Origin of the sequence: Xanthomonas sp. WHRI 7064, from assembly GCF_040202355.2 — a bacterium.
Lineage (GTDB): Bacteria > Pseudomonadota > Gammaproteobacteria > Xanthomonadales > Xanthomonadaceae > Xanthomonas > Xanthomonas arboricola.
In genome coordinates, this window is sequence record NZ_CP167821.1 from 3,654,139 (window position 1) to 3,673,611 (window position 19,473).

17 protein-coding genes and 2 pseudogenes are annotated in these 19,473 nt (G+C 66.3%); 10 read left to right on the forward strand and 9 right to left on the reverse strand.

Features of this window, described 5'->3' with window-relative positions:
- The first annotated feature begins 236 nt into the window (after positions 1-236).
- Both ABQY74_RS15600 and ABQY74_RS15605 read left to right on the forward strand, forming a co-directional pair.
- Positions 237-743 carry an isoprenylcysteine carboxylmethyltransferase family protein gene (locus tag ABQY74_RS15600; RefSeq protein ID WP_349792163.1) on the forward strand — a complete coding sequence of 169 codons (507 nt, stop codon included), beginning with the start codon at positions 237-239 and terminating at the stop codon, positions 741-743.
- Between the two features lie 198 nt (positions 744-941).
- The gene (locus ABQY74_RS15605) at positions 942-1,481 is read left to right on the forward strand and encodes an O-acetyl-ADP-ribose deacetylase (RefSeq protein WP_024938170.1); all 540 of its coding nucleotides are present in this window, start codon (positions 942-944) and stop codon (positions 1,479-1,481) included.
- A gap of 162 nt (positions 1,482-1,643) precedes the next feature.
- Here ABQY74_RS15605 and ABQY74_RS15610 read toward each other — a convergent pair whose 3' ends face one another.
- From ABQY74_RS15610 to gap, 9 genes and pseudogenes are all read right to left on the reverse strand, one after another.
- Positions 1,644-2,648: a class I fructose-bisphosphate aldolase gene (locus tag ABQY74_RS15610; RefSeq protein ID WP_016902277.1), complete on the reverse strand. Its 1,005-nt coding sequence runs from the start codon at positions 2,646-2,648 to the stop codon at positions 1,644-1,646.
- 290 nt (positions 2,649-2,938) lie between these two features.
- Positions 2,939-4,405 carry a pyruvate kinase gene (gene pyk / locus ABQY74_RS15615; protein ID WP_016902276.1) on the reverse strand — a complete coding sequence of 489 codons (1,467 nt, stop codon included), beginning with the start codon at positions 4,403-4,405 and terminating at the stop codon, positions 2,939-2,941.
- 341 nt (positions 4,406-4,746) lie between these two features.
- Entirely contained in the window at positions 4,747-5,394 is a 648-nt protein-coding gene (locus ABQY74_RS15620) for an HAD family hydrolase (protein ID WP_054592162.1), read from the reverse strand.
- Positions 5,391-6,566: a phosphoglycerate kinase gene (locus ABQY74_RS15625; RefSeq protein ID WP_047127138.1), complete on the reverse strand. Its 1,176-nt coding sequence runs from the start codon at positions 6,564-6,566 to the stop codon at positions 5,391-5,393. The genes ABQY74_RS15620 and ABQY74_RS15625 overlap by 4 nt, the downstream gene beginning before the upstream one ends.
- Positions 6,567-6,882: 316 nt before the next feature.
- Entirely contained in the window at positions 6,883-8,241 is a 1,359-nt protein-coding gene (locus ABQY74_RS15630) for a DUF3999 domain-containing protein (RefSeq protein ID WP_349792166.1), read from the reverse strand.
- A pseudogene (locus tag ABQY74_RS15635) lies at positions 8,238-10,571 on the reverse strand (DUF2339 domain-containing protein); the annotation flags it as partial. The gene ABQY74_RS15630 and the pseudogene ABQY74_RS15635, both read right to left, overlap by 4 nt.
- Before the next feature lie 225 nt (positions 10,572-10,796).
- Positions 10,797-11,018: pseudogene (locus ABQY74_RS15640) on the reverse strand (hypothetical protein); the annotation flags it as partial.
- Positions 11,019-11,202: 184 nt separating this feature from the next.
- Entirely contained in the window at positions 11,203-11,673 is a 471-nt protein-coding gene (locus ABQY74_RS15645) for a hypothetical protein (RefSeq protein WP_039512378.1), read from the reverse strand.
- Positions 11,674-11,890: 217 nt separating this feature from the next.
- Positions 11,891-12,892 (reverse strand): type I glyceraldehyde-3-phosphate dehydrogenase, encoded by a 1,002-nt coding sequence (gene gap, locus ABQY74_RS15650; RefSeq protein ID WP_024938165.1) that lies wholly within the window; start codon positions 12,890-12,892, stop codon positions 11,891-11,893.
- A gap of 489 nt (positions 12,893-13,381) precedes the next feature.
- Here gap and ABQY74_RS15655 point away from each other — a divergent pair, with 489 nt between their 5' ends.
- From ABQY74_RS15655 to modC, 8 genes are all read left to right on the forward strand, one after another.
- Entirely contained in the window at positions 13,382-13,894 is a 513-nt protein-coding gene (locus ABQY74_RS15655) for an SgcJ/EcaC family oxidoreductase (protein WP_184229920.1), read from the forward strand.
- Positions 13,895-14,181: 287 nt separating this feature from the next.
- Positions 14,182-14,805, forward strand: a complete 624-nt coding sequence (locus ABQY74_RS15660) for an OmpW family protein (protein WP_115511513.1) — start codon at positions 14,182-14,184, stop codon at positions 14,803-14,805.
- A gap of 119 nt (positions 14,806-14,924) precedes the next feature.
- Positions 14,925-15,539: an OmpW family protein gene (locus ABQY74_RS15665; protein ID WP_024938162.1), complete on the forward strand. Its 615-nt coding sequence runs from the start codon at positions 14,925-14,927 to the stop codon at positions 15,537-15,539.
- Positions 15,540-15,628: 89 nt separating this feature from the next.
- Complete coding sequence (locus ABQY74_RS15670; protein WP_065046627.1) at positions 15,629-16,444, forward strand: S1/P1 nuclease; 816 nt, start codon at positions 15,629-15,631, stop codon at positions 16,442-16,444.
- Positions 16,445-16,457: 13 nt separating this feature from the next.
- A complete protein-coding gene (locus ABQY74_RS15675; protein ID WP_115511514.1) occupies positions 16,458-17,282 on the forward strand; it encodes an MBL fold metallo-hydrolase in 825 nt (274 codons plus the stop codon).
- 75 nt (positions 17,283-17,357) lie between these two features.
- Positions 17,358-18,134: a molybdate ABC transporter substrate-binding protein gene (gene modA / locus ABQY74_RS15680; protein ID WP_349792172.1), complete on the forward strand. Its 777-nt coding sequence runs from the start codon at positions 17,358-17,360 to the stop codon at positions 18,132-18,134.
- A 15-nt stretch (positions 18,135-18,149) separates the two neighbouring features.
- Complete coding sequence (gene modB / locus ABQY74_RS15685) at positions 18,150-18,836, forward strand: molybdate ABC transporter permease subunit (RefSeq protein WP_016902263.1); 687 nt, start codon at positions 18,150-18,152, stop codon at positions 18,834-18,836.
- The gene (modC, locus tag ABQY74_RS15690) at positions 18,836-19,450 is read left to right on the forward strand and encodes a molybdenum ABC transporter ATP-binding protein (protein WP_016902262.1); all 615 of its coding nucleotides are present in this window, start codon (positions 18,836-18,838) and stop codon (positions 19,448-19,450) included. Before modB ends, modC begins: the two co-directional genes overlap by 1 nt.
- Positions 19,451-19,473 lie beyond the last annotated feature (23 nt).

The following is a 19,473-nucleotide window of genomic DNA, read 5'->3' on the forward strand; positions in this document are numbered from 1 at the left end:
CTTCCCAGCATGCACACGCGTGGGGCCGCGGCGACGTCCGGTGGCACTGCGCCCTAGAACACCGGCGCCGCACCTTGCCGACGCCACCTGAATCCCTCGACCCTTGGCCATGCATCGATGACCACGGACCGACGTTGTGGATCCTCGTGTGCAGCACAGCCCGCACTTCGGCCTGCGCGTACTCCCGTCCATGTCAAGGAAACGTTAGGATGGCGGCCGATGCAGGGAGAACCGTCGTGAGCAACCAGCCGTATGGACACAGCGACACCCGCGTTTCGCGGGCGCCATGGCTGGTCAAGATCACCTCGCCTGCGCACTTCGCGCTGGCCCTGGGCATGGGCGCCTGGCTGCAGAGCGCACTGCAGCTGCCATTGCCCGCGCCAACGCCGTTGGCCTGGATCGAGCTGGCCGGCGGCATGATCGCCTGTCTCGGCCTGGCGCTGGCAGTGAGCTGCTTCATCCTGTTCGCGCGTCGGCGCACCACCATCATGCCCAGCGGCCATCCCTCACGGCTGGTGCTGGAGGGCCCGTATCGCTTCACCCGCAACCCGATGTACCTGGCGCTGGTGCTCAGCTATGTGGGCCTGTGCCTGCAGCTTGGCCTGCTGTGGGCGGTCGCCTTGCTGCCGCTGCCCTGGCTGGCCCTGCAGCTGTATGTGATTCCGTTCGAAGAGGCGCGCCTGCGCAACGAATTCGGCCGCCAATACAGCACCTATTGCGCACGCGTGCGGCGCTGGTTGTAAGCCCCCGATCGTGGCGACATCGCTGCTCGGCGATTGAGCGGATTGATCGCATCTGCGGGTTGGCACGCTTCCCGCAGCACGACCGCCACAGCCATTCCCGGCAATCGCAGCAGATGAGATGAATGGGCGCTAGCGTGCCCATTCCGCAACGCGCGCCCCATCACGCGTTCCTCATGCAAATCCCATAATTATCGCGCTATGAAGATCGAAGTCTGGCAAGGCGACATCACCGAACTCGACGTTGACGTCATCGTCAACGCCGCCAACGAATCACTGCTGGGCGGTGGCGGCGTGGATGGCGCCATCCACCGTGCTGCCGGCCCGCGCCTGCTGCAGGCCTGCGAGGCATTGCCGCAGGTGCGTCCGGGCGTGCGCTGCCCCACTGGCGAAATCCGCATCACCGACGGGTTCGATCTCAAGGCACGCCACGTGTTTCATACCGTCGGCCCGGTGTGGCGCGACGGCAAGCACAACGAGCCGGAACAACTGGCCAACTGCTACTGGCAGTCGTTGAAGCTGGCCGAGCAGATGATGCTGCATTCGATCGCGTTCCCGGCGATCAGCTGCGGCATTTACGGCTATCCGCTGTACCAGGCCGCGCGCATCGCCGTGACCGAAACCCGCGACTGGCAGCGCTCGCACAAGGTGCCCAAGCACATCGTGCTGGTGGCCTACAACGAGGCCACGTTCAAGGCCTACCAGCAAGCGCTGGCTGCGCAGGAAACCGCTGCCGCCTGACGCCTGTGCAAGGCAGAGGTTGAAGAGGACGAGCGCCGCAAGGCGCTCGTTGCGTTTGGGGACTTATGCGGGTGCAGTGACCCACACAAATAAAAACGCCGGCATCGCTGCCGGCGTTTTTTCGCTAGGTGTGATCCGGCACTAAAGCGACCGGCACATCGATCAGCCCTTCCACTTGCCCAGCGCGGCCAGGCCGTTTTCCTTGGCGCGCTCATAGATGACCTGCTGCGCCTTGGCGAAGTTGCCGGTCATGTCCTTGGCCCACAGCTTCAGTGCGGCCTGCTGCATTGCGCGGCCGTAGGAGAAGCTCAGCGGCCACGGCAGATTGCCGAGCTGGTGCATCTCGTTGAGGTGCGCGGTGGACTGCTCGTCGGTCTGGCCGCCGGACAGGAACACGATGCCCGGCAGGATCGCCGGCACGGTCGACTTCAGGCACATCACGGTGGACTCGGCCACTTCCTCGACGCTGGCCTGCTCTTCGCAGCCCTTGCCGGAGATGACCATGGAGGCCTTCAGGATGGTGCCTTCGAGCACGACATTCTGCTCATACAGTGCGCCGAACAGCGAACGCAGCGTGGCTTCGGTGACCTCGTAGCAGGTCTCGATGTCGTGGTTGCCGTCCATGATCACTTCCGGCTCGACCATCGGCACCAGGCCTTGCTCCTGGCACAGCGCGGCATAACGCGCCAGCGCATGCGAGTTGGCCTCGATGCAGGTGCCGGACGGGATGTCTTCGCCGATGTTGATGACCGCACGCCACTTGGCGAAGCGTGCGCCCAGCGTGTAGTACTCCTCCAGACGCGCGCGCAGCCCGTCCAGGCCTTCGGTGACCAGCTCGCCCGGCATGCCGGCCAGCGGCTGCGCACCCTTGTCGACCTTGATGCCCGGGATGATGCCGTGGGCGGTCATGTACTCGGCAAACGGCACGCCGTCCTTGGTCTTCTGACGGATGGTCTCGTCGAACAGGATCGCGCCGGAGATGTAGTCGCTCAGCTTGGGCGTGGTCAGCAGCAGTTCGCGGTAGGCGCGACGGTTTTCTTCGATGTTCTCGATGCCGACGCTGGCAAAACGCTTGGCGATCGTGCTGGTCGATTCGTCGATGGCGATGATGCCCTTGCCCGGGGCGACCATGGCCTGGGCGGTTTCGGCAAGCTGTTCGATGCTCATGTAGTTCCTGTGGCAGCTGCGGGGGAGAACGAAAGTATAGCGACGAAAGTTGCAGACATTCCTTCACGGAATGCCTGCAACCGATTACACGTGTCCGGCATGGCGGATGTGTGGCGCGGCTCGCAGCGTGATGCGCATTGCGGGCTGCGCGCTCCGCGGGCGCACTCGCACCTCAGACCCTGTCCCGCACAGCACAACGGCGACCCGCAGGCCGCCGCTGTGTCTGTACGCAACGATGTGGATGCAGCGCGTGTGTCGACCGACGACGCACGCGCTGCGCAGGCCGTGCGTTACAGCTCGCCCAGACCGCTGGCGCGGCCGTCTTCGCCCACTTCCAGCAGACGCAGCGTGTTGGTGGCGCCGTGGGTTTCCATATGCTCGCCGCTGGTGAACACCACGCGGTCGCCAGGTCCCATGCGCTCGTTCTCCACCAGCAGGCGGATCGCCGCACGTGCGGCTTCGCGCGGGGTCAGGCCACGGCTGTCGAAGCTGATCGGGAACACGCCACGCATCATCGCCATGTGGCGGCGTGCGCCATCGTGGCGGGTGAAGGCGTAGATCGGCATGTTGGAACGGAAACGCGACAGATACCGCGGCGTGCCGCCGGACTCGGTCAACGCGACCACGCCGGCCAGACCGATGTGCTCGGACAGGAACATGGTCGCCATCGCGATCGCCTGGTCGGCGCGCTGCAGATTGCGTTGCGCCGCTTCGAAGTCGGTGTCGAACTCGAACTGACGCTCGGCGCCCAGACAGATGCGCGCCATCGCTTCCACCGCACGCACCGGGTAAGCACCGGCCGCGGTTTCGGCCGAGAGCATCACCGCGTCGGTACCGTCGATGACCGCATTGGCCACGTCCAGCACTTCGGCGCGGGTCGGGATCGGGCTTTCCACCATCGACTGCAGCATCTGCGTGGCGGTGATCACCACTTTGTTCTGCGCCAGCGACTCACGGATGATCTTCTTCTGCAGGCCCGGCAATTCGGCATCGCCGATTTCCACACCCAGATCGCCACGCGCCACCATCACCACGTCGGAGGCTTCGACGATCTCGACCAGGTTCTCGATCGCTTCGGTGCGCTCGATCTTGGACACCAGCGCGGCGTCGCAGCCGTGCTGACGGGCAATGCGGCGCGCGTCATTCATGTCTTCGGCGTTGCGGCAGAACGACACCGCGATGAAGTCCACGCCGATCTTGGCGACGATGCCGATCAGCTCCTTGTCGCGCTCGGTCAGCGCGCCCAGCGACAGGCCGCCGCCCTGCTTGTTCAGGCCCTTGCGATCGGACAGCACGCCGTCGTTGAGCACGGTGGTGACGATGCGCTGACCCTGCACTTCGGTCACCTGCAGCTGCACCAGGCCATCGTCCAGCAGCAGCACGTCGCCGGCGACCACGTCCTGCGGCAGGCCGAGGTAGCTGACGCCGACCTGGTGCTGGTCGCCCGCAGGCGCATTGGGGTCGGCCACCAGGTCGAAACGCTCGCCGGTAGTCAGCTTGATCTTGCCTTCGGCAAAGCGCTCGACGCGGATCTTCGGGCCCGGCAGGTCGGCCAGGATGCCGACTTCGGCACCGACGCGCACGGCAGCCGCGCGCACTTCGGCCGCACGCTTGGCCTGGCCGGACGGGTCGCCATGGCTGAAGTTGAGGCGCACCACGTTGACGCCCGCCTTGAACAAGGCTTCCAGCACACCGGGCGGATCCGTCGCCGGTCCGAGCGTGGCGAGGATCTTGGTGCGGCGTTGACGTTCTTTCATGATGGCCTCCCTGTAAAAGCCGCGAAACTTAACACACGCGTCACCTACCGAGGATGGCATTGCGGCATAGCCACCCTCGTATTCCGGCATGTCCTAAAGACAGTGCGGGACAGTACGTACGCTTTCCGCAGCGCTGGCGCGCGGCGGGATGTTGCTGTGGGCTGCCACCCTAACGCGGCAGCGGTGAAGGTCCTACGGGTTGCAGCGGCGGTCAGATGACGGCGAGCGGTCGTCGCAGCGCGGGTGCTGCAAGACCCTCACCGCATCTGCGTGCTGCCACCCAACGACGAGCGCCGGCTGCGCTCGCCTGGCGATACGCGCAGCTGCTCTGTTTGTCACTCCTACGACTGGATCAAGGCGCGCAACCCGGCAGGCGTGTGCGCGATCGCGCCGGCACCGGCGGCACGCAGCTCGGCTTCGTCGCCGAAGCCCCACAGCACGCCGATGCTGTGGATGCCGTGGTGGTTGGCGCCATCGATATCCATCCGACGGTCGCCGATCATCACACAGCCGGTCTTGGCGATGTCCAGCCGCCGCAGCGCTTCGGCGATCAGGTCCGGCTTGAAGCGGCGTTCGCCGTCTTCGCTGGCCCCGATCACGTTCTCAAAGCAGGCCCCGAACGGCAGATGCTCGACGATGCGGCGCGCGTAACGCTCGTTCTTGGAGGTCACCACCGCCAGGCGATGGCCGGCGCGGTGCAGGTCGACGACGACCTCACCGATACCGTCGAACACGCTCAGTTCGGTCCAGCCGACCGCGTCGTAACGCCCGCGATACGCCGCCAGTGCGCGCTGCACCAGCTCCGGATCGTCAGGAAAGCAGTCGGTGAAGCTGTCGCGCAGCGGCGGGCCGATCCACGCGCGCAGGGTCTGCGGCGACGGACGCGGCTGGCCTACCGCGTCGAAGGCATGCACGATGCTGGCGACGATACCCGGCTCCGAATCGACCAGGGTGCCGTCCAGATCGAAGAACAGCGTGGCTGCACTCACTTGCCGCGTGCCTCGAGCGCCGCCACCGCCGGCAAGGTCTTGCCTTCCAGGAATTCCAGGAAGGCACCGCCGCCGGTGGAGATGTAGGTGACGTCCTTGGCGATGTCGTACTTGTCCACGGCCGCCAGGGTATCGCCACCACCGGCGATCGAGAACGCCTTGGAGCTGGCAATCGCACGCGCCAGCGTCTCGGTGCCGTGACTGAAGGGCTCGAACTCGAACACGCCGACCGGCCCGTTCCACACCACGGTGCCGGCGCTGGCGATCAGCTCGGCGTAGCGCGCGGCGGTCTGCGGGCCGATGTCCAGGATCAGGTCGTCGGCCTCCACGGCGTCGAGCGCCTTCACCGTCGCTTCGGCATCGGGCAGGAACTGCTTGGCAACGACCACATCGGTGGGCAACGGAATCTCCGCACCGCGCAGCTTCGCATCGGCGACGATCTGGTTGGCGGTGGGAATCAGATCCGGCTCGCTCAGGGACTTGCCGACGCCATGCCCGGCTGCGGCGATGAAGGTGTTGGCGATGCCGCCGCCGACGATCAGCTGGTCGACCTTGTTGACCAGGTTCGACAGCAGCTCCAGCTTGGTGGACACCTTGCTGCCGGCCACGATCGCCAGCAGCGGCTTGGCCGGGTTGTCCAGCGCCTTGGCCAGCGCGTCGAGTTCGGCCATCAACAGCGGACCACCGGCAGCCACCGGCGCGAAGCGGATCACCCCATGCGTGGAAGCCTGCGCGCGATGCGCGGTGCCGAAGGCGTCCATGACGAACACATCGCACAGCGCCGCGTACTTGCGTGCCAGCGCCTCGTCGTCCTTGCCCTCGCCGACATTCATGCGGCAGTTCTCCAGCAGCACCACCTGGCCCGGCGCCACGTCCACGCCGTCGACCCAGTCGCGCACCAGCGGCACGTCCACGCCCAGCAGCGCAGTCAGGCGCGCGGCCACCGGCGCCAGCGAATCTTCTTCGCTCCAGCTGCCTTCCTTGGGCCGGCCCAGGTGCGAGGTGACCATCACCGCGGCGCCCTTTTCCAGCGCCAGCTTGATGGTGGGCACCGACGCGGTGATGCGCTGCTCGGAGGTGATCTGGCCGTTGTCGATCGGCACGTTGAGATCCTGGCGGATCAGCACGCGCTTGCCGGAGAGATCGAGGTCGGTCATGCGGACGATGGACATGGGGTCAGCTCGCTAGGTCTGGGGATTGGGGATTCGGGATTGGGGAATCGAAAAAGCAGCCGGTAGACGTGGCGCCGATGCCTGGGCGCTGCGCGGATGGATGGCTTTGGGCGGCCGTGGCACGCTGGCGTTGCGCCCGCGTGCAGGTCGCGGAGATTGCAGCTTGCCTGCCGCGCATGTCGCTGCCCATACGGCTGGCGATGCGGGGGATGCTCGGTCGAAGACGACGGGCAATGCGGCTGCCTTGGCGACGGGGGATGCCCATTGTCGGACCTTCGCGCCGCAGCGGCAAACCGCGTTGCAACGCGAAGGGTCGTCAGGGGCTGCGATCGGTCGCCGAGTTGCGCAGCAGACTCACCGCGAAACCACCGACCAGCAAGGCGCCGCCGACCAGCAGCGCCCACAGCAACCAGCGCTTCCAGTCGCGCGGTGTGGCGGCCGGCTGCAGCGCGGCATCGCCGGCCAGCGGCTGTGCCTGCGCGGCGACGTTGGCCTGCGCCGGTTGCCATTGCGCTCCGCGTTCGCGGCGCAGTGCCTGCAGCATCGAGGCCAGCGGCGCGTCGCCACGTTGCTGCCGCGCGCTGCCGGCGACCACCGCATACGGCGGCTGCCCCTGGGCGAGGAACATCATCCGCTCCGGCTGGTAGCCCACGCGCAGCGTCGGCAGCGCGGTGCTGCGTCCTTGCGCGGCCAGCAACCGCCACTGGCGATCACGCACCGGGGCCGACAGCTGTTGCGGTGGCGACGCGGCGGCAGTGCCAGTACCCAGGCGATACGCCAACCACGGCCCGGCACGTTGCAGCCATGGCGCGTCAGCGGCATCGCGGCTTGCCACGATCCATTCGACCGCCTCGGCCTGACCGCCGCTGACATCGACCTGGGTGATCGGAAAGCGCCCAGGCAAGGCATACACCACTGCCTTGTCCTGCGCAGTGCCCGGCAATTCCAGCCACAGCGATTGCGGCGGCGCCGAGACGCCGTCCAGTTCCGCATCGACCACGCGCAAGGCCGGCAGCTCGCCGGACACCGGCACGATGCGCAGATAGCGCGCGCCCGCGTCCAACGCGATGCGGCGCTGCTGCAGACGCTGCGCCTGGTTGTCCAGCGCCATCACGGTGGCATCTGCGGCGAGCAGGTGCCAGTCGCGCAGATCGTCGCTGCCTTCCACGCGCAGCCGGGCCTGCACCGGCATGTTGCCGTCCCAGTCCAGCCACAGCGCGCGCGGACGATCGCGCAACGCGCTGGCATCGATCAACCAGCTGCCACCGGCGCCTGCAGCGGCAGCGGTGCCGGTGGCGAAGCGGCCTTCCAGCCGACGCACCGCGCCACTGGCATCGCGTTCGGCGATCAGTTGCAGATCGCCGTTGGCAGGCGCCGCACCGGCCGGCAGCGCGAACAAGGGCAGACGTTGCCGACGCGGCGCGGCAGCCGGCGCGGCATCCACCGTCAAGAGCGCGGCCGGCATCTCCTCGCCACGCGCATCGATCACCGTGACATCGCGCAGCGCCGGGTCATGGGCGCTGCGATAGATCGCCGCGTTCAAGCGCAGCTGATACATGCCGGCATCCGCGCCGGTTACCTGCAGCGGCCATTGTTGACGATAGTCCTGGCGCACATCGGCTGCCTGCGCCAGCAGCGGCACCAGCAGCAGCCATCCCCATTGCCTCGATTTCATGCCTGATCCTTTTCGACGCCATCGTCTCCGCCAGCCTGCTCTTCGGCCACCGGCTGGCGCGGCGGCGCCGGTGCCAGATAGCCCACCACGGTGCACAACAGCCCATAGGCCATGAACGAGCCGATGCCGAGCAGATTGCCCAGATGCTGGCGGTCGACCAGCACCAGCTTGGCCAGCACCAGACCCATCAACAACGCACCACCCAGCCACAGTCCACGCTGACCGCGCCGCGAGCCGATCACCCAGCCCAGCACGCCCAGCACGCTCCACACGATGGTCAGGCTGGTCTGCGACAGGGTCGCGCCAATCAACCCGGCATCCCACGCCACGCCACCCCAGTGATGCACGCTGTGCAAGGTGCTGCCGGTGATCAAGGCCCAGCCCGACACGCCCAGCGCAGTCACCCGCCACCGTTGCACGGCCAACGGCGCCTGCGCAGACCAGGCCCAACGCGCCAGCAAGGCCAGCACCGCCAGCTGCGTCAGCTCGGCCGGGTTGAGCACGGGCAGCCACGGCAATGGCGCCGCGCTGACCGGGTCCAGCAGCACGATCAACCAGCCGATGCCCAGCACCGCGAACACACAGCCCAGCAAGGCATTGCGTGCCCGATCGAAACCGGCACCCTGCGGCCACGCCAGCCATGGCCAGCGCAACAGACCGACTGCCGCCACGATCAGCCAGGGCGCGGCCAGCAAGGCGCAACGCCAGCCATTTGCCAGCATGTACGTATCGGCCAGCCAGGCCACGCCCAACGACACCACCAACGGCCACAGCAGCCACCAGATGAACTGTGCAGCCACCGCGCCGGCGCCGTGCTGCCTGCGCAGGCACCACAGCGCGCGCGTGCCAGCCACGGCGAACGCCAACCAGGCCAGCGCCCCCCAATGTGCGAACGGTTGCGTATGTGCATGGCTTTGCCACAGCGCCAACGGCGCGGCCAGCGCCAGCCCGAACATCGCCGTCCACACCAGCGCCGTTGCCGGGCGACGCCGATGCACCTCGGCTGCCAGCCACACGCTGAGCGCGACAAAGCCCAGCAACAGATCCGGCTCGCTGCGCAGATCGCCGGCAAAGCGGAAGATCTCGTGCACACCGCACAGCGCCCACCAGACCAGCCCCCACAGATACGCCACCAGCGCACGGCGCGGCTGCCCTGCATCGCGCAGGAACCAGGCACTGGCCCAGCCGGCCAGTGCAAGCAGCAAGCTGCTCATGCAGGTGGCGTTGGCAACGGCCACCGTGTCGTAGCGCCATGCATCCACACCGAAGGCGACCCCGACCGCCGCCAGCAACTGCAACGCCACCCCGCTGAACTGCGGGATGCGACGCTGCTGCCGCAGTCCCAGCCACAACAAGCCGGCGCCTTCGAGCGCGAAGACGCTGGCAGTAGCGCGCGCCGACAATGCCAGCGGCACCGCCAGAGTCGCAAAACCGACCGCCAGCATCGCGTGCGCCTGGCCCAGCAGCCGCGTGGAGGCACGCCGCAGCAACCAGCTGGCCAGGCCGGCGTACAGCGCAGCCACCGCCAGCGCACACAGCGCCAAAGGCAGGCGCTCGCCATCCAGCAGACGCGCCTGCAACGCGAAGGCCACCAGCGGGGTACCGAACAACAGGCTGCCGTCGATGAGCTTGCCCGCGCTGCCATCGCCACGCCGAGCGTGCAGTACCGGAATCGCCACATACATGGCGAAGAACAACAGCAGGAACGGTTCGGTCGTGGCGAATTTCGCCGGGGTGTATTGCAGCGCACCCCACAGCGTGCCGATGCCGAAGGTGAAGGCGAATCCGAGCAGGTTCAGCACCCGCCACGGACGCGTCCAGGCGATCGCCACGATGCCGGCGTTGAGCACCGCGTAGTACGAAAACAGCGCGACATGATTGCCGCTGCCGGTGGACAGCCAGATCGGCGCGAGAAAGCCGGCCAGCACGCCCAGCACCGCCAGCGTGCGCGAATCCTGCACCACCGCCAGCACGCACATGCCGGCAATCAGCACCACGCTGATGCCCATCGCCAGACCCGCGCCGAGCAGCCCGTACAACTTGAACGCGGCAAAGACCGTCAGCAGCAAGCCGCCGATGGCACCGCCCTGCAACGCCAACGCAAAACCCGGCCGCTGCAGCCGTTGCTTCCAGCCGAAGACCAGACCGACGAGCGCCAGCACACTGATGCCGGCCAGCCGCAGCTCGATCGGCATCCGCATCCAGCCCTGGTCGCTGGCGTACTTCAACAGCGACGCCACGCCGGCCAGCAACACCAGCATGCCGACCTTGACCGGCACGTTGCCTTCGGTGAACCAGCGCTTCACCGCGCCGGCCACGCGCGCCAGCGGGCCCGGCCCGGAGGGCACGTCGTGCGCTTGCTGCTCGAACTCGGCAGGCGCAGCGATCAGGGGCGGCGCTTCGACCGCGCTGCGCGCCGCAGACGATGCGGGAGCTTCTGCCGGCAATGACGGCGGCACTGGCAGTGGTGCGACCGGCGACTGCGTCGGCGCGGCTTGCAGATCTGCTGCCCAAGGCAGCTCAGGCTCGCCAGACGCAGGCATGCCGACGTCGGACGCCTCTTGCGGCTCCCATGCCCCGGCAGGCGATGGTGTTGGCGCTGAGCTGTGCACCGCCGCCGCGTCCGCACCTGCTGCGCCGCTGGCCTGCCATTGCGCAAGCCGCTGTTCCAGCGCATCCACGCGCCGCCGCAGCCCGGCGATCCACACCAGGGCGATCACCAGCCCTACCGGCACCGCAAGCAGCAACAGCACCACCGTCACAATCATCGTTTCCAACGCACAACCCCTGAGTCGGCATCCGGCCGAATGCGCGAACCATACAGGCTCAGGCCGCGTCTGGGCAGCCAATCACTGGCTGAAGCGCAGCGACGCGATGCCGTCGGTGCCACCTAGCCACACTGGCTACAGGCACGGACATGCACTCCAAAAAAAACGCCCGGAAGAACCGGGCGTCTGACACTTATTCGCGGTAGCCGCTGTCGTTCTTGTTATGGATGATCCAGATCAGGTTGCCGCCGGTGTCCATCGACTTGCCAGCGAACACCAGGCGCCCCTGGCCCTTGTAGGCCATCTCGTAACGGTAACGGTCGCCGCCGAAGAAGAACGGGATAAACGCCTTGCCGGTCACGTAGGAACCCTGATCATTCGGTTGACCAATCAGGTCGGTGACCTGCTTCATCGGCATACCGATCTTCAGCTGGGTGAACTTGCTGTCAGGCGCCGGCTTGCCGGTGATCTCGCCTTCGTAATCGTTGATGCCCTTGACCGTTTCGCCATAGCCCGCTTCGACATCGGCCGACTTGATCACCTCACCATCGGCATTCATCCAGGCCGGCGTACCGGTCTGCTTCTTCGCTGCCCAACTGGTCGACGGCGCCGACACTGCAAACACCACACCGAGCGCCAATACGCCCGCCAGAAATTTACTCATGAGTTTTGTTCTCTCGATCCATGGAGTTCCCCGATCCTTCGTACACGACACGGGAACGACCGCCGTGCCAGCAAATTAGCGCACGTGGGCCTCTCAAAGTCCACTTTTCGTACTGACGACGACGCTGCGACGGTACATGCACACATCACATTCCGGCAGGCACAAAACGAAAGGCCCCGGCATGCCGGGGCCTCTACGCATCGCCTGAGCGCGAGGTTTACTTCGCGACAACCCGCACCATTTCCAGGCACTTGTTGGAATAGCCCCACTCGTTGTCGTACCAGGACACCAGCTTGACGAAGGTCGAGTCCAGCGCGATGCCGGCATCGGCGTCGAACACCGAGGTGCAGGTTTCGCCGCGGAAGTCGGTGGCCACGACCTTGTCTTCGGTGTAACCGAGCACACCCTTCAAGGCGCCTTCGCTCTGCGCCTTCACTTCGGCGCAGATCTCGGCGTAGGTAGCCGGCTTTTCCAGTTCGACGGTGAGGTCGACCACCGACACGTCCGAGGTCGGCACGCGGAAGCTCATGCCGGTCAGCTTCTTGTTGAGCTCGGGGATCACCACACCCACGGCCTTGGCGGCACCGGTGGAGGACGGGATGATGTTCTCCAGGATGCCGCGCCCACCGCGCCAATCCTTGTTCGACGGGCCGTCCACGGTCTTCTGCGTCGCCGTGGCCGCGTGCACGGTGGTCATCAGGCCGCGCTTGATGCCCCACTTGTCGTTGATCACCTTGGCCAACGGCGCCAGGCAGTTGGTGGTGCACGAGGCGTTGGAAACGATCGCTTCGCCCTTGTAGGTGTTGTCGTTGACGCCGAACACGAACATCGGCGTGTCGTCCTTGGACGGTGCCGACAGGATCACCTTCTTGGCGCCCGCGTCGAGGTGCTTCTGCGCGGTTTCCTTGGTCAGGAACAGGCCGGTGGACTCGATCACCACGTCGGCGCCGACTGCATCCCACTTGAGGTTGGCCGGATCGCGTTCCTGGGTCAGGCGGATCTTGTTGCCGTTGACGATCAGCGTGTTGCCGTCGACCGACACATCGGCCTTGAAGCGGCCATGCACCGAGTCGTACTGCAGCATGTAGGCGAGGTAATCGGGCTCGAGCAGGTCATTGATGGCCACGATCTCGATGTCATTGGCGAAGTTCTGCACCGCAGAGCGCAGCACGTTGCGGCCGATGCGACCGAATCCGTTGATGCCAACCTTGATTGCCATGTTCACTAGCTCCTGCGGCCGCGATGGCGCGGCGGATGGAAAGGGACCGCCATTCTAGCAGCGTCGCACTCGTGCAGCCGTGCTGCCGCCAGCGCTGCAGCATATGGCGCTAGGACTTTGTGCCGTGGTGCATGCGTGGTGGGGGATTGGGGAATCGGGAATCGGGAATCGGGAATCGAAAGGTGGGCACGCTATGTGGGTGCCGTCAATCGACAAGGTGATGAGCTCGATGCTGCCGGCGCGATGCGGTGGGGCTGACGCCTGCCTGACTCGAGGGCCCGTGACGATCTGAGGTGCGGCACGGACGCGGCAGTCGAAACCACGCCTTATCTTTCGATATATCCAATCCAATTCAATTACTTAAGTTCTACGCCGATACGCTGAGAGGCGTATCGATGCATATGCCGAACAGCAGCATTTCGGCGCTCCGTGGATTTCGATACTGGCCCTGCCTGCTGAGGCGCCCATCCATCACAACGGAGATTCCCCATGCGTCGCACCCTTTTCTCTCTGGTTCTGGCCCTGGCCACCACCCCGGCGCTGGCTGGCGGCGTGATGCACTACACCGAAAAGGCCTCGCTGCCCGCCGATGGCGAAGCGCGCGAAGTCGCTGCGCTGTTCGACACCTGGAACGCGGCGCTGGCCACCGGCAACCCGCACAAGGTGGCCGACCTGTACGCGCCGGACGGTGTGTTGCTGCCGACCGTCTCCAACGAAGTGCGCGCCTCGCGTGCGCAGATCGAAAAATACTTCGAGATGTTCCTGACCAAGAAGCCGCAAGGCGTCGTCAATTACCGCACCGTGCGCGTGCTCGATGACGACAGTGCAGTGGATGCCGGCGTCTATACCTTCACGCTGACCGACAAGGACGGCAAGAAGAGCAAGGTGCAAGCGCGCTACACCTTCGTGTACGAAAAGCGCGACGACAAATGGCTGATCATCAACCACCACAGCTCGGCGATGCCGGAAGTGGATGCGCCCAAGCTCGCCAAGGTCAAGTAAGTGCGCGAGCGCTGCAGCCACCTGCTCGCTGCCTGCTCCACCGCGCACGCAGGCGGCGGCGCTCCTCCCCCGCCGCCGCCTGCGCCAGGCGCATCGCGTTGCAGACCGGACGCGATGCGCCGGTGCGATCACCGGTATGGCGCAGATCGCTGCTGTCGCTGCCGGTCCCTGCTCGAATCCGCGCATGGCCCACAGCGTCGTTACACGGACGGATTGATCAGGATCAAGGCATCCAGCGGGCAAACCATCAAGACTTCTTCCATCCCCTGCACACAACGAGAGTTTCCATGCGCATGCGCTCTACCCTTCTGCTCGCCGGCCTGGCCGCCAGCTTCGCCAGCGTCCCCGCATTGGCTCAATCCAAAGGTGACTGGACCGTTGCCGTCGGTGCCCACCAGGTCGCTCCCAAGTCCGATAACGGCCGTCTGGTCGGCGGCACGCTGGAGGCGGAGGTCGGCAAGGACATCAAGCCGACCTTCACCGCCGAATACTTCATCGCCGACAACCTGGGCATCGAAGTACTGGCTGCGCTGCCGTTCGAGCACGACATCGCGCTCCGTGGCTTGGGGCGTGTCGGCAGCACCAAGCATCTGCCGCCGGTGATCTCGTTGCAGTACCACTTCAACAGCCAGGGCAAGCTCTCGCCGTTCGTTGGCGCGGGCATCAACTACACCCGTTTCTTCAGCACCGACACGCGCGGCGCGCTGGCCGGCAGCGAGCTGGAACTGGACGATTCCTGGGGCCTGGCACTGCACGCGGGCGTGGACTACAAGCTCAGCGACCGCGGCGCGCTGCGGGTAAACCTGCGCTGGATCGACATCGACACCGAAGCGCGCCTCGACGGCAACCGCATCGGCACCGTCAACATCGACCCGCTGGTCTACGGCGTGGCCTACGTGCACCGGTTCTGAGCTCGGCAGCGTGCGCGATGCATCTCTGGCACACTTGGCGTCCAGGGACGTGAATCCACCGCCGGAGTTGCGGACAGGTTGGTCACGTCGACCGCCTGTCCGACCTATCCGGGGATTCCATGAGCATGCTGATCCGTACCGCCCTCGCCATCGCACTGGCCGCCTCGGCCGCACCCGCCCTTGCACAATCGGCCGGCCACTGGACCACGGGCTACGGCGCCGGCTATGTCTCGCCCAAGTCCGACAGCGGCAGCTTCGGCGGCACGCGTGCCGAGATCAAGGGCGCCCCGGCGCTGTCGTTCACCTACGAATACTTCCTGCGCAACAACCTCGGCATCGAGGTGCATGCCGCGGTGTCGGGCAAGCACGATCTGGAGCTTGAGGGCGTCGGCAAGGTGGGCAGCTATTGGTCGGTGCCGCCGAGCGTGCTGTTGCAGTACCACATCAATGGCTACGGCACGGTGTCGCCGTTCGTGGGTGTCGGCATCAACTACACCACGTTTGTCGGTGAGGACGTCGATGACGCCTTCGGCAATGGCGACCTGAGCTTCGACGACTCGGTGGGCGCCACCGCGCATGTCGGTGTGGACTTCATCTTCAACGATCGCAGCGGCCTGCGGGTGGACGCGCGCTGGACGAATTCGCGCAGCAACGTCGACTTCAATGGCAGCCGGCTGGGCAAGGCGCGGATCGATCCGCTGACCTATGGCGTGTCGTACCTGGTGTACTTCTGAGCATGCCGCTGACGCCACGCTGAGCCGTGGCTGTGCTTCGACCGGAGACGGCCATCAAACCGTCCCGGACCGATGCGTACAATTGCCGGATGAAGACCTTCTCCCCTCGCATCCTCCTTGTTGCCGCAACCGTGGTCGCGGCCCTTCAGCCCATCAGCGCCTTCGCCTGGGGGCCTCAAGGCCACCGCCTGGTGGCGCGCATTGCCGAGACCGAACTGAGCCCGCAGGCGCAAGCGCAGGTGGCGCAATTGCTCAAGGGCGAAGCCAACCCGACATTGGCCGGTGTCGCCAGCTGGGCCGACGAGCTGCGCGAGCACGACCCGGAGCTGGGCAAGCGCTCCGGGCCCTGGCATTACGTCAATCTTGGCGAGCACGACTGCACGTATGCGCCGCCACGCGACTGCCCGGATGGCAACTGCGTGATCGCCGCGCTCGACCGGCAGACCGCGCTACTTGCCGACCGCAGCCAGCCGCTGGATGTGCGCCGGCAGGCCCTGAAGTTCGTGGTGCATTTTGTCGGCGACATCCATCAGCCGATGCATGCCGGCTACGCGCACGACAAGGGCGGCAATGAATTCCAGCTGCAGGTCGCCGGCAAGGGCAGCAACCTGCATGCGCTGTGGGACAGCGGCATGCTCAACGACCGCCATCTTGATGACGATGCGTATCTGCAACGCTTGCTGGCGTTGCCGGCGACCGCTGCGACATCGCCGGTGCTGCCACCGCCGGCTGCGGCATGGGCGCAGGCCTCCTGCAAGATCGCGGTCACGCCCGGCGTCTATCCGAGCAAGCACGTGTTGCCGGACGACTACATCGCGACCTATCGTCCGCTTGCCGAGACCCAATTGCGCGAGGCTGGCGACCGACTGGCCGCCGTGCTCAATGCGGCGCTGGCCGCGCCCTGAGATGGAGACGCCAATGCAGCCCGAGGTGCTTGCGTTCTTTCACGCCGACAGCAACACCTTCACCTATGTGGTCGCCGACGCGGCGACCGGGGCGGCAGCGGTGATCGACCCGGCGCTGGACTATGCGGCCGACACAGGCAAGGTCGGCACGCGCGCCGCGCAAGCCATCGTCGATGCCGTCGCCCAACACGGCTGGCAGGTGCAGTGGCTGCTGGAAACCCATGCGCATGCCGATCACCTGTCTGCCGCACAGTGGCTGAAGCAGCACTGGCCGCAGGCACGCATCGGCATCGGAGAGGGCATACGCGATGTGCAGCAGACGCTTGCGCCACGTTGTGCTTTACCGGACGACTTCCGTGCCGACGGCTCGCAGTTCGATCATCTGTTCGCCGATGACGAGCGCTTCGAGCTCGGCACGCTGCAGGTACGTGTCATCGCGGTGCCCGGGCATACCAGCGACAGCATCGCGTACCTGATCGGCGATGCGCTGTTCCCCGGCGATTCGTTGTTCATGCCGGACGCCGGCACCGCACGCTGCGATTTCCCCGGCGGCGATGCACGGCAACTGTTCGCCTCGATCCAGCGCATGTACGCGCTGCCGGAAGACACACGCGTGTTCGTCTGCCACGACTACGGCCCGGGCGGCCGTGAGGTGGCGTACCAGACCAGCATCGGCGAGCAGCGGCGCAGCAATATCCACGTGCGCGACGGCGTGAAAATCGATGCATTCGTGGCGCAGCGCCAGGCCCGCGATGCCACGCTGCCCGAGCCCAGGTTGATCCGGCCGGCATTGCAGACCAATCTGCAGGCCGGCCGCTGCGACGGCGTGCTTGGCTGACGCGCCAGCATAGCCACCACGCGGCGCATGACGCGCAGCCGCTATGATCGCTGCCTGACCCTGCTGGAGCTTCCCATGCGCACGATCGGTTTTTGGCAGCGCGCGTTCTGCGTGCTGATGCTTGCCCTGCCCGTCCTGGCCACTGCGCAGACCGCGCCGGTGACGGTGTTTGCTGCAGCAAGCCTGAAGGAATCCATGGACGAGGCCGCGGCCGCTTACGAAAAGGCGACCGGCACGCCGGTGCGCGTCTCCTACGCCGCCAGCTCAGCACTGGCGCGCCAGATCGAGCAAGGCGCACCGGCAGACGTGTTCTTTTCGGCCGACCTGGAATGGATGGACTATCTGCAGCAACGCGGCCTGGTCGTGCCGGCGCAGCGCCGCAACCTGCTCGGCAATACCCTGGTGTTGATCGCCCCGGCCACCAGCAAGCTGCGCGTGGATCCGCGCCAGCCCGGCGCGATTGCCAAGGCGCTCGGCGACAGCGGTCGGTTGGCGGTTGGCCAGACCAACAGCGTGCCGGCCGGCAAGTATGCCGCCGCAGCGCTACGCAAACTCGGCCAGTGGGAGGGTGTGCGCAATCGCCTGGCCGAGTCCGAAAGCGTGCGCGCCGCATTGATGCTGGTCTCGCGTGGCGAAGCGCCGCTGGGCATCGTGTACGGCTCGGATGCACGCGCCGAACCCAAGGTCCGCGTGGTCGCCACCCTCCCCGCCGATAGCCACGACGCCATCGTGTATCCGGTGGCTGCGTTGAAGAACAGCAGCAATGGCGGCACGGCCGCGTTCGTGCAATGGCTGGGCAGCAAGCCGGCCAGGGCGATCTTTGTTCGCCATGGTTTTTCGTTGCAGGATTGAGGCGCGCCGTTGTCGATGTTCACCCCGCAGGAGCTGACCGCGATCGGCCTGAGTCTCAAGGTCGCCATCGTTGCGGCCATCGCCAGCCTGCCGCCGGGCATCGCCTGCGGCTGGCTGCTGGCGCGGCGGCGCTTTCCGGGCAAGGCGCTGCTGGACGCCCTGCTGCATCTGCCGCTGGTGATGCCGCCGGTGGTGACCGGCTACGCGCTGCTGGTGGTGCTGGGCACGCAGGGGCCGGTCGGCAGCTGGTTGCTGGAACACCTCGGTGTCCAGTTCGCGTTCCGCTGGACCGGCGCGGCGCTGGCATGCGCGGTGATGGGATTTCCGCTGATGGTGCGCGCGATCCGCTTGTCCATCGAAGCAACCGACCGCCGTCTTGAAGCAGCCGCCGCCACGCTCGGTGCGGGCCCGTGGCGGGTGTTCTTCAGCATTACCTTGCCGCTGGCCTGGCCGGGCCTGGTCGCCGGCATGGTGCTGGCGTTCGCCAAGGCCTTGGGCGAATTCGGCGCGACCATCACCTTCGTGTCCAATATTCCTGGCGAAACCCAGACCTTGTCGTCGGCCATCTACGGGCTGATGCAGGTGCCGGGCATGGAATCGGGCGTGTGGCGGCTGGCCGGCGTTGCGCTGGCAATTTCGCTGGCGGCGCTGCTGCTGTCCGAGTGGCTGGTGCGCAGGCCGCATCCGCGCGAGGACGGCTGATGCTCGATATCGACCTGCAGCTGCAGCGCGGCAATTTCCAGCGGCATCTCCACATCCAGGACCAGGCGCGGGTGGTGGCCCTGGTCGGTCCTTCCGGTGCGGGCAAGACCACGGTGCTCAATGCCATCGCCGGGCTGGTGCAGCCGCAGGCCGGGCATATCCGCATCGACGGGCGCTGCCTGTACGACGCCCGGCAAGGCATCAACCTGCCCACGCACAAGCGCAGGATCGGCTATGTGTTCCAGGATGCGCGGCTGTTCCCGCATCTGGATGTGCGCCGCAATCTGCGTTACGGCCGGCATGCGCGTGGCACGGCGCCATTCGGTTTCGACGATGTGGTGGCGCTGTTGGGGATTGGGCCGTTGCTGCAACGCCGGCCGCGCAATCTGTCCGGGGGCGAAGCGCAGCGCGTGGCGATCGGCCGCGCCTTGTTGTCGCAACCGGCGATCCTGTTGTTCGATGAGCCCTTGTCGGCACTGGATCAGGCGCGCCGCGAAGAACTGATTCCCTACCTGCAACGCGTGCGCGACGAGATCCGCCTGCCGATGCTGTATGTCAGCCACAATCCCGACGAGGTGCAGCGCATCGCCGATAGCGTGCATGTGCTGGAATGAGCGCATCGGCATTGTCGATCACC